The organism is Streptomyces sp. NPDC003011 (genome assembly GCF_053591515.1).
The window spans coordinates 1-9521 of sequence record NZ_JBSFTY010000159.1; the positions used below are offsets into that span (position 1 = coordinate 1).

The 9521-nt window shown below is 70.8% G+C and carries 10 protein-coding genes; 8 read left to right on the forward strand and 2 right to left on the reverse strand.

All coding sequences use genetic code 11. The features are described from left to right. Positions 1-123 precede the first annotated feature (123 nt). From ACWD0J_RS40500 to ACWD0J_RS40515, 4 genes are read left to right on the forward strand one after another with little or no spacing between them, the layout of a single operon-like run. Positions 124-1104, forward strand: a complete 981-nt coding sequence (locus ACWD0J_RS40500) for a hypothetical protein (RefSeq protein ID WP_451500871.1) — start codon at positions 124-126, stop codon at positions 1102-1104. Between the two features lie 29 nt (positions 1105-1133). Then, positions 1134-2486, forward strand: coding sequence for a peptidoglycan-binding protein (locus ACWD0J_RS40505; RefSeq protein WP_451500872.1), 1353 nt, complete (start codon positions 1134-1136; stop codon positions 2484-2486). Next, positions 2483-3220, forward strand: a complete 738-nt coding sequence (locus ACWD0J_RS40510) for an ABC transporter ATP-binding protein (protein WP_451500873.1) — start codon at positions 2483-2485, stop codon at positions 3218-3220. Before ACWD0J_RS40505 ends, ACWD0J_RS40510 begins: the two co-directional genes overlap by 4 nt. Beyond that, positions 3217-4482: an ABC transporter permease gene (locus ACWD0J_RS40515; protein ID WP_451500874.1), complete on the forward strand. Its 1266-nt coding sequence runs from the start codon at positions 3217-3219 to the stop codon at positions 4480-4482. Before ACWD0J_RS40510 ends, ACWD0J_RS40515 begins: the two co-directional genes overlap by 4 nt. Before the next feature lie 100 nt (positions 4483-4582). Here the strand turns inward: ACWD0J_RS40515 and ACWD0J_RS40520 are convergent, their stop codons facing one another. Next, positions 4583-5065, reverse strand: a complete 483-nt coding sequence (locus ACWD0J_RS40520; RefSeq protein WP_451500875.1) for a MarR family winged helix-turn-helix transcriptional regulator — start codon at positions 5063-5065, stop codon at positions 4583-4585. A 103-nt stretch (positions 5066-5168) separates the two neighbouring features. Here ACWD0J_RS40520 and ACWD0J_RS40525 point away from each other — a divergent pair, with 103 nt between their 5' ends. The 3 genes from ACWD0J_RS40525 to ACWD0J_RS40535 all read left to right on the forward strand — a co-directional run bounded on the left by ACWD0J_RS40525 (position 5169) and on the right by ACWD0J_RS40535 (position 7890). Next, positions 5169-5903 carry a dienelactone hydrolase family protein gene (locus ACWD0J_RS40525; RefSeq protein ID WP_451500876.1) on the forward strand — a complete coding sequence of 245 codons (735 nt, stop codon included), beginning with the start codon at positions 5169-5171 and terminating at the stop codon, positions 5901-5903. A 465-nt stretch (positions 5904-6368) separates the two neighbouring features. Continuing rightward, positions 6369-7505 (forward strand): phospholipase D-like domain-containing protein, encoded by a 1137-nt coding sequence (locus ACWD0J_RS40530; RefSeq protein ID WP_451500880.1) that lies wholly within the window; start codon positions 6369-6371, stop codon positions 7503-7505. A 142-nt stretch (positions 7506-7647) separates the two neighbouring features. Further along, a complete protein-coding gene (locus tag ACWD0J_RS40535) occupies positions 7648-7890 on the forward strand; it encodes a DUF6411 family protein (protein WP_451500877.1) in 243 nt (80 codons plus the stop codon). Between the two features lie 199 nt (positions 7891-8089). Here the strand turns inward: ACWD0J_RS40535 and ACWD0J_RS40540 are convergent, their stop codons facing one another. Next, positions 8090-9001 carry an NAD-dependent protein deacetylase gene (locus ACWD0J_RS40540; RefSeq protein ID WP_451500878.1) on the reverse strand — a complete coding sequence of 304 codons (912 nt, stop codon included), beginning with the start codon at positions 8999-9001 and terminating at the stop codon, positions 8090-8092. Positions 9002-9192: 191 nt separating this feature from the next. On the opposite strand from ACWD0J_RS40540, the gene ACWD0J_RS40545 reads away from it, so the two are divergent. Next, a complete protein-coding gene (locus ACWD0J_RS40545; RefSeq protein WP_451500879.1) occupies positions 9193-9426 on the forward strand; it encodes a hypothetical protein in 234 nt (77 codons plus the stop codon). Positions 9427-9521 lie beyond the last annotated feature (95 nt).

Here is a 9521-nt window from a genome sequence, read left to right on the forward strand (position 1 = left end):
CGACCGCGTACAGGGCCTGGAGGCCGAGGTTCTTCACCAGGTCGTCCCAGTAGACGGGGTCGGTCGAACGGCTCGCCGCCCGCCGCCCCCGACCGGACGTCCCATCTGAAGGAGAACCAGGCCATGGGCGACACAGGGCGCTCGGCACGACGTCGTGCCACCTGGCTGGTGTGCGGTCTGATTCCGCTGCTGGCCGTCGTCGGCTGTTCGGCCGCGGACGCGGACACCGAGGCGTCCGCCGGGCCGCCACCGATCGAAGTGACCCCGATCAAGAACCCCGGAAACATCGAACAACCCCTGAACTCCTACATCATGACGCAGCATCAGTCACAGTTGATGTTCGCGGCGGAACAGCGGTTGCGCATCCAGTGTGCACAGCGATTCGGACTGCAGTGGGAACCACCACCGGTCGATCTCGATGTTCCGGACACCTTCCACTACGGTGCCGACGCGTACATCCGTTACGACGAGGACGCCGCTCGTCGGCACGGTTACCACGCCGCCCTCGCGGGGGACGCCCAGGCGGACGCCCGAGACACGCCTGAGAGCGAGGGCTCCGGCGAAGGCGCCGACGCCGGCGCCGGCGCTGGTCAGGAGTTCGCCTCCCGGCTGTCGCCACAGCTGCGTTCGGTACTCACCGGCCAGGGCAGCCGGAGTCTCGGCGGAAAGAAGGTGCCGGACGGGGGCTGCGTGGCGGAGGCCCGCCGCACTCTGCGTCAGGGCAGCGACCCCGAGTGGAACGAGAACTATCCCAACGCCCTGGCCATCAATCTGCAGGGCAAGATCACCGAGGATCCGCGGGTGGTCGGGGTCCTCGCGAAGTGGAGCGCCTGCATGAAGCGGGCCGGGTTCGACTACGAGAAACCGAAGGACGCGTGGGCGGATCCGCGGTGGGAGGCCACGGACAGCGCCTCCACCCTCGAGAAGGCGGTGGCGGTCGCGGAAGTCAGGTGCGGTCGCACGGCCCGTGTCGCCGAAACCATGGCAGCGGTCGAGCGGGCCTACCAGGAACGGGTTGTCGACGAGCAGAGCCAGCAGCTGGCCGAGTACGCCCGCGGCAAGGAAGCGGTCATGGCTCGTGTCGCCCGACTGCTGGGCCGATGACACCGGACACGCCGGAAGGAACGAAGAGCGTGCCGAAGAACACGCTGCGCAGCAGGCGCCGGACGCTGGCCGGCAGTACGGTCGCCGCGGCAACCCTGATCGCCACCGGCTTCGTCGCGGGCTCCGCCATCCGCTCACCACAGCAGGTGGCGGCGGACGCCTCAGGCCCCGGACGCACGACCCTGACCTCCACCGTCGAGCGGCGCGTCCTGACCTCCACCGTCGTCCTGCGCGGTGACGTCGCCTCCTCCCGCACGGTCGAGGTCACCCCGTCGTCCAAGGAGGCCCAGACCGTCGTCACCGCCGTCAAGGCCGAGCAAGGGCAGGAGATCCGCCCCGGCGAGGTGATCCTGGAGGTGTCCGGCCGCCCGCTCTTCGCGCTGCCGGGCAGCAAACCCGCCTACCGCGACCTGAGGCCCGGCGCCAAGGGGCAGGACGTGGCGCAACTACAGGCCGCCCTGAAGGAACTGGGCCACGATCCGGGCGAGAGTGACGGCACCTTCGGCGCGGGCACCAAGACCGCCCTGCGGGCCCTGTACGAGGCCATCGGGTACGACGTGCCCACCACCGGCGAAGAACAGACGCTGTCCGCGGCCGAGGACCGGGTGGCCGAAGCGGAGGACGCGCTGGACGCTGCCCGCGGCGACGGCCCCCCGGACGGCGGGCCGCGGACGACGAGCACGCAGCGCGCCGAGGAGAGGCTGGAGCGAGCCCGCAGTGACCTCGGCGCGGTCCGTGCCCGGTCCGGCCCGATGCTCCCCACCAGTGAATTCGTGTTCCTGCCGGCTTTCCCTGCCCGGGTCGCAGCCACCCAGGCGACGCTCGGAGCGCCGGTCAAGGCTCCCCTGGTGACCCTGTCCTCGGGACGGCTGGAGATCAGGGGCAGCCTCAACCCCGGCCGCCGCGACCTCGTACGCAAAGGGCAGACGGTGCACATCCTCTCCGAGACCACCGGCGTCTCCGCCAAGGGCACCGTCGCCTCGGTGGGGCCGCTCGTCCAGGACAAGGACACGGGGGCGAACAGCCATCCGCTGACCGTCACCCCGACCGGGACGCTCGACGCCGGCCTCGCCGGAAGCAACGTCCAGTTGAGGATCGAGACCGCGGCGAGCTCCGGCAAGGTACTGGTGGTCCCGGTCGCGGCCCTCTTCGCCGCGCCCGACGGCACCACCAACGTCGTACGGATGCTGCCCTCCGGCGAGCAGCGCCAGGTTCCCGTCACCGCGGGTATGTCCGCGAACGGCGTCGTCGCCGTCACCCCCGAGCGGGACGCCGCCCTGCGTGCCGGTGAACGCGTCGTGATCTCTCAGCCCGAGGACGACGTACTCGAACCCGCCGCCGAGGGCGGCGACACCTCACCGTCGGGAGGGGCCGGCCGATGACCTCACCGCCGCCCCCGACGCTCGTCCCGCCCCGCGGCCGCCCGCCCGTCGTCGAGCTGACCGGTGTGGAGCTCACCTACCCCTCCGTGCCGCCGGTGGCGGCGGTCCGGTCCTGCGACCTGACGGTCCGCGGGGGAGAGTACGTCGCCGTCGTCGGCGCCTCCGGCTCCGGCAAGTCGTCGCTGCTCCATGTCATCGGGCTGCTCGACCGGCCCACCGGCGGCCGCTACGCGCTCGACGGCATCGACACGACCGGCCTTCCCGACGCCGAACGCACCGCGTTGCGGGCCCGCCGGATCGGCTTCGTCTTCCAGGCATTTCACCTGCTGCCGCACCGCACGGCTGCCGAGAACGTCGCCCTGGGCCTGCTGTACTCGGGCATCCCGCGCCGCCGGCGGCCGGCTCTGGCGGCCCAGGCCCTCGAACGCGTGGGCCTGGGCCACCGACTGCACGCCGAACCCACCACGCTCTCGGGAGGCGAGCGGCAGCGCGTGGCCATCGCCCGTGCTCTCGCCGTCCAGCCCTCCCTCCTGCTCTGCGACGAACCCACGGGCAATCTCGACTCCCGCACCGCCCGCACCGTGCTCGACCTCGTCGCGGCACTGCACCAGGAAGGCGTCACGATCGTCATGATCACGCACGACACCTCGGTGGCCGACGGCGCGGAACGTGTCGTACGCATGCGGGACGGGGTCCTCACCGAAGACCGCACCGTACGGATCACGAGCCCATGACACCCCGACACATCCCGGACTCCGACCGGGCCACGACCGTGCCCACCTCGACCCTGCCCTTCGCGGACCTGCTGAGCGAGGCGCTGGCCGGCGTACTGCAACGGCCCGTCCGCACGATGCTGACGATGCTCGGCGTCGTCCTCGGCGTGGGCACGGTCGTGGCCGTGCTGGGGATGACCGCCAGCGCCACCGGCCAGATCTCCGAACGCTTCAACGCACTGACCGCCACCGAGGTGACGGTCCGCCAGTCGGACGTCGGCCGGGCCGAGGACATCACCTCCGCCGGCTCCCTGTTCCCCGGCGACGCCGACGCACGGGCCGCGCAGATCAACGGCGTACGGAGCGCGGGTACGTACTCCGCACTCGCCTCCGAACGCGTCGGTGGCGTCACCGGGGTCCCCCTGCCCGGCGCGCCCTCGGAGCAGCTGCCCGTCATCGCGGCCTCCGCCGGAGCCCTGCCCGCCCTCCGCCCGACCCTGCACAGCGGGCGGCTCTACGACCTCGCCCTGGACCGCCGGGCCGAGCCGGTCGCGGTCATCGGCGCGGGTGCCGCACGGCGCCTCGGCATCACCCGGCTCGACCGTCAGCCGGTCGTCTTCCTGGGCGGAACACCGGTCACGGTCATCGGCATCGTCAGCGAGGTGGAACGCAAGTCGGAGGTTCTCGCCGCGGTCATCGTCCCGTCCGGAACCGCACAGCGTCTGTGGGGGCCGCCCGGCAAGCAGGACGAGCCGACGCAGATGATCGTCGACACCGAGCTGGGTGCCGCCGCCGACGTGGCCGCGCAGCTCCCTCTCGCCCTGCGCCCCGATCGGCCCGACACCCTGCACGCCGTCGCACCGCCCGACCCCCGCTCCCTGAAAAACCATGTCACCACCGACCTGAACAGTCTGTTCCTGCTGCTCGCGGGAGTCAGCCTGGCGATCGGGACGGTCGGCATCGCCAACACCACGCTGATCGCGGTCCTGGAACGGACGGGAGAGATAGGGCTGCGCCGGGCCCTGGGCGCGCGCCGCCGTCATGTGACGGCGCAGTTCCTCACCGAAAGCGCTCTGATCGGAAGCGTGGGCGGACTCATCGGCGCCGCAACCGGCGTCGTCGCCGTCGTGGCTGTCGCCCTCTTCCAGCAGTGGACCCCCATTCTCCCGACGACGGTCGCCTTCCTCGCCCCGCTGATCGGAACGGTGACCGGCCTCGTCGCGGGTGCCTACCCCGCTCTGCGTGCCGCCCGCATCGAACCGGTGGACGCCTTCCGCCACTGAACCGGCCCCCGGTGCGGGTCGGGGCGACGGCGCTGCCGACGAAGACGCCGGTGCCTCCATGAGCAGTGAAGCGGTGCCTCGGGGCCAAGGTTCCCTCGGGTCAGGAGGCTCGGGTGTGGTGGTCCAGCAAGCGGGTGAGCAGCTGCACGAACTGGTCGCGTTCGGCCGGGCTCAGCGGCGCGAGCAGTTCGTCGTGGAGGGCGTCCAGGACCTTGTCGAGGCGGCGCAGATGACGGCGGCCCTGGGCGGAGACGGTGATGACGTTGCGGCGCCGGTCGTCAGGATCCGGCGTCCGCTCGACAAGGTCACGCCGGGCCAGTTCGTTGAGCACGCCGACCATGTCACTGCGGTAGATGCCGGAGCGCCTGCTCAGCTCCGCCTGGCTGGCCGGCCCGTACTCCTGCAGTGAGGCGAGCACGGCGTAGTGCCACTTGCGGGCGTCGGCTCGGGCCAGCCCCTCGGTGATCAGCCGGTCCGACCGCATGGTCAGCTGCGACAACAACCGGCTCGCCCGCTGCCGCAGCCTGCCGGGCGTCTTGAGCACGCCGTCGTCGGGCACGTCTGCGGCTTCGGCTCTGCTCATGGGGACCATCCTAGCCGTTGCGTTAGTGCGACTAACGATGTACGTTCACTCGTGCGAAAACGTTAGTGCCACGAACGTTTTCCAGTGAACCGGAAGGAAGCCCTTGCCCGTCAGGACGCTGCAGATCCCCACCATGGACGGCCAGGCCGACGCTTTCGCCGCCTTCCCCGACCACGGTGAGCGGCACCCAGGGGTGCTGATGTACGCGGACGGCTTCGGTATCCGGCCCGTGCTGCGGGAGATGGCCCGCGAACTGGCAGGGCACGGCTATTACGTGCTCGTCCCCAACCTGTTCTACCGGCACGGCCCGGCACCGGTGATCGAACTCCCCGAGCACATCGGGGAAGAGGCCCGGCCCGCGGTCATGGCCCAGCTGATGCCCTTGATCGAGGCGCACACCACCGCACGTGTCCTGCGCGACGCCGACGCCTACCTCAGGTTCCTCACCAGCCGGCCCGAGGCCGACGCCGGACCGGTCGCGGTGACCGGCTACTGCATAGGCGGCCTCCTGGCGGTACGCACCGCCGCGGCCCACCCCGGCCAGGTGGCCGCCGTCGCCGCATTCCACGGCCCCGTGGGCGCCGACGGGCCCGACAGCCTGCACCGCCTCACCGGCCAGGTCTACTTCGGCCACGCCGAGACCGACATGACGCCCGAGACCCTCGGCGAGCTCGACCAGGCGCTGGATGCCGCGGGTGTCGACCACATCTCCGAGATCTATCCCGGCACCGTCCACGGCTTCACCATGGCCGACACCGACGCCTTCAACTCCTCCGCCCTGCAGCGCCACTGGGACCGCCTGCTCCACCTCCTCGACCACACTCTGGCCCGCACCTGAGACTCCGGCTCGGCAACCGGAGGTGAAGTACCCGGCCCGGCGTCCATGACGGCGTCGTCGCCCTCGAAGGGCCGCCGCGGATCGAGGGTTGTGCCTGGGAGGGGGCCCTCTGCACCGATCCGGTCGCCGATGCCGTGTCCCGTGCCGGGAAGGCGACGGAAGCGGGTCAGTGGGACGGACCGGGTTCGGGTGACGTCGCGGACTGGGTTCTCCTGGCCGACCGGCATGCCGGCATGGCGGCATGGCGGCATGGACGTATGGGCCGCCGAACGCGCAGCCGTGGCGCGGCAAGGGCCCGCTCATCACCGCGATCGGTTCGTGTGTACAGTCGCCTCGGCGCCGCCCGACGCACGGAGCGGCCATCTTCGACTGGACGGGGGAGCCGTGACGAGCACACGAAGCGAGGCGGAAGGGCTCCCGGCGACCGCCGCGCTGTCCCTGCCTGTCGAGGAGCACAAACAGCGGATGCGGCGTCGCCTGGAGCGTCTGATCGGCATCGCCGCCACGGAAGGCAACGCCCTTGTGGCGCTGCGCAACGGGGACGAGATCTTCCCGGCCATGCTGGAGAGCATCCGCGGCGCGCAGCACACCGTGGACATGATGACGTTCGTGTACTGGCGCGGCGAGATCGCCCGCGAGTTCGCCACGGCGCTGGCGGAGCGGGCTCGCGCCGGTGTGCGCGTACGGCTGCTGCTGGACGGCTTCGGCAGCCGGCTGATCGAACGCGACCTGCTGGACGTGATGGCCCGGTCCGGGGTCGAGGTGGCGTGGTTCCGCAAGCCCTTGTACCTCACCCCGTTCAAGCAGAACCACCGCTGCCATCGCAAAGTGCTCGTCGTGGACGAGGAGACGGCGTTCACCGGCGGGGTGGGCATAGCCGAGGAATGGTGCGGAGACGCCCGCAACGAGAGTGAATGGCGCGACACCCATGTCCAGGTGTCCGGGCCCGCGGTGGACGGCATCGCCGCCGCCTTCGCACAGAACTGGGCCGAGTGCCACGACACCCTCTTCGACGCGCGCGACCGCTTCACCGAGCACACGCCGCAGGGCGGCGCCGTGATCCAGGTCGTCCGCGGCTCGGCCAGCTTCGGCTGGCAGGACATGCAGACCCTGCTGCGGGTCATGATCGAATCCGCTCAGGTCCGCTTCCGGCTCGCCACCGCCTACTTCGCCCCGGACGCCTACTTCATCGACCTGCTGTGCGCTGCGGCCCGACGCGGCGTCGAGGTGGAGATCCTGCTGCCCGGCCCCCACACCGACAAGCGCGTCTGCCAGCTGGCCGGCCAGCACTTCTACGAAGACCTGCTCGACTGCGGGGTGCGCATCTTCGAGTACCGGCCGACGATGATGCACGCCAAGATCATCACCGTCGACCGGATCGCCGCCCTGACCGGCTCCACCAACTTCAACCGCCGCTCTCTCGACCACGACGAGGAAGTCATGCTCGCCGTCCTGGACGAGGACTTCACCGCCACCCTCGACCAGCACTTCGATGACGACCTGCGGGCCAGCGAGCGGATCGAGAAGGGCCGCTGGACACGCCGCTCCGTCATGCGGCGACTGGGGGAGGCGGCCGTCTTCCCGATCCGCCGCTTCCTCTGACGCTTCCGTCGATCCACCTCAGGGCCACCGGCCGAAGTGCCCACAACCGCGCGGCGCCGACCGGCAGGACCCGGGGTCCCGTCACATAGAAGTGAGGTGACGGGGCACCTGTGTCTCCCCAGCCAATCAAGGGAGCCGACTCGTGATTATCGCCGCCATCGTCGCCGTGTGTGTGGTCCTGGCCGTACTGGCCTTCTTCGTCCCCCGTCTGTCCCGACATCCGGAGCGCGGCACGCAGCGTTCGCTCGGCGCCGGCGCGCGAGCCGGCGGGAAGGCGCCCGGTGTCCTGGGCAGGCTCTTCAGCAAGCCCTTCCACACCAGTTCCCGCGCCGTGGGCCGCAGCGGCTCGGCCGGTCGTCGCACCCGTGGCCGCCTGCCCTTCTGACCGCTCTGACCGCTCTGACCGCTCTGACCGCGGTGAGGAGGTGTCACCGGCCGGGGCAGCCACCGCTTCAACTGGCCGCGGCCCGTCAGGGTTTGAGTACGGGCCGCTCCTCAGCCGGACCTTCGAGGCACTGGAATACACCTGTTGAGGCCGACTCGATGACTTTGCTGACCGGCTCGTCACCGCCGCGGCCGAGGCGTCACTGTCCTGGCTGGGCCGTCACCTCGCCGTCGACGGAAATGCCCAGCCGGCCGGCCACGGTGGTGAGGGCCGTTCCCAGCGGGAGTGCGACCCGGGTGACGGCGTGCTGGTCGCCGCGGGTCGGGTCCCGGTTGACGATCAGTACCGGCTTCCCGGCCTGGGCTGCCTGGCGGACGAACCGGAGCCCCGACATCACCGTCAGCGAGGAGCCCAGGACCAGCAGCGAGTCCGCCTCACGGACCAGTGTGCGGCAGTGCTCGACCCGCGCCGGTGGAACGGTTTCGCCGAAGAACACCACGTCCGGTTTGAGGGTGCCGCCGCAGACCGTGCAGGGCAGCACGCGGAAGTCCGCGACCTGGTCGTCGGTGAGGTCCGCGTCGCCGTCCGGGTTGATCGCGGCGGCCACCGGATCGAAGCCCGCATTGGCCTCCTGGAGCCGCCGGGCAAGTTCGCGGCGCGGGCTGGAGGCGCCGCAGGAAAGGCAGATGACCCGCGCAAGGCTTCCGTGGAGTTCTACGACCCCCTCGCTGCACGCGGCCTGGTGCAGGCCGTCGACGTTCTGGGTGATGACACCGGAGAGCAGGCCGTGCCGCGCGAACGCGGCCACGGCCCGGTGTCCGGCGTTGGGCCGGGCGCGGCCGAAGGTGCGCCAGCCGAGGTGGCTGCGCGCCCAGTACCGGCGCCGGGCCTGGGCGCTGGCGGTGAAGTCCTGGTAGGTCATCGGGGTGTGCCGGCTCAGACTCCCGCCCTCGCCCCGGTAGTCGGGGATGCCCGACTCCGTGGAGAGACCCGCCCCGCTGAGCACCAGCACACCACCGCTGCTCAGCGCGTTGGCGACCGGCTCCAGATCCGTGGTGCCCGGCGGCAGGTCCTCGGCTGGGGTCCAGCTCAAAGTGGGACGCATGCGCATGCCGCCAGGGTACGGAAGAGGCTGCGCAGTCGTCCGATCGCCAGGGCAGGGCAGGGCAGGGCAGGGCAGGGCGGTTCGGCAGACCCAGGTCCACTGGTCGCTGCTGATCGTGGCGTGGGGAATCACTCGGCTGGCCTGTCTGAAATGCGTATAAATGTCGCGTATGTGCCTAGTTTGTTCCTATGACACCCATGAAGCGCACCGTCACGGTGCTGTGCAGCCTCGCCCTCAGCGTCGCGGTTCTCGGCGGCTCCGCTGTCGCCGACGAAGCGAACCAGCGCTCACGCGCACCCCACTCGGACATCTTCGGTACCTCGGACACCTCCGACACCTCGGACACCAAAGAGTGCACCGGCCAAGACAGTCTGGGACTGACCCTGCTGGGCATTCCTCTGCTGGGATTCTTCTTCCCGGCTGACTGCTGAACCGGCCGGCGTCGCGCGGGGGGGGGGGGCCCCCCCCCGCCCCGCCCCCCTAAAGTATGACACCCCACAAGAAAAACGCCGGTTCGTTGATGTTT

What these genes read in the sequence shown, in the direction of transcription:
- ACWD0J_RS40530 (WP_451500880.1), top strand. Translation starts at nt 6,369, where the DNA reads ATGCGGCGTCGCCTGGAGCGTCTGATCGGCATCGCCGCCACGGAAGGC.
- ACWD0J_RS40540 (WP_451500878.1), bottom strand. Translation starts at nt 9,001, where the DNA reads ATGCGCATGCGTCCCACTTTGAGCTGGACCCCAGCCGAGGACCTGCCG.
- ACWD0J_RS40515 (WP_451500874.1), top strand. Translation starts at nt 3,217, where the DNA reads ATGACACCCCGACACATCCCGGACTCCGACCGGGCCACGACCGTGCCC.
- ACWD0J_RS40545 (WP_451500879.1), top strand. Translation starts at nt 9,193, where the DNA reads ATGAAGCGCACCGTCACGGTGCTGTGCAGCCTCGCCCTCAGCGTCGCG.
- ACWD0J_RS40500 (WP_451500871.1), top strand. Translation starts at nt 124, where the DNA reads ATGGGCGACACAGGGCGCTCGGCACGACGTCGTGCCACCTGGCTGGTG.
- ACWD0J_RS40520 (WP_451500875.1), bottom strand. Translation starts at nt 5,065, where the DNA reads ATGAGCAGAGCCGAAGCCGCAGACGTGCCCGACGACGGCGTGCTCAAG.
- ACWD0J_RS40510 (WP_451500873.1), top strand. Translation starts at nt 2,483, where the DNA reads ATGACCTCACCGCCGCCCCCGACGCTCGTCCCGCCCCGCGGCCGCCCG.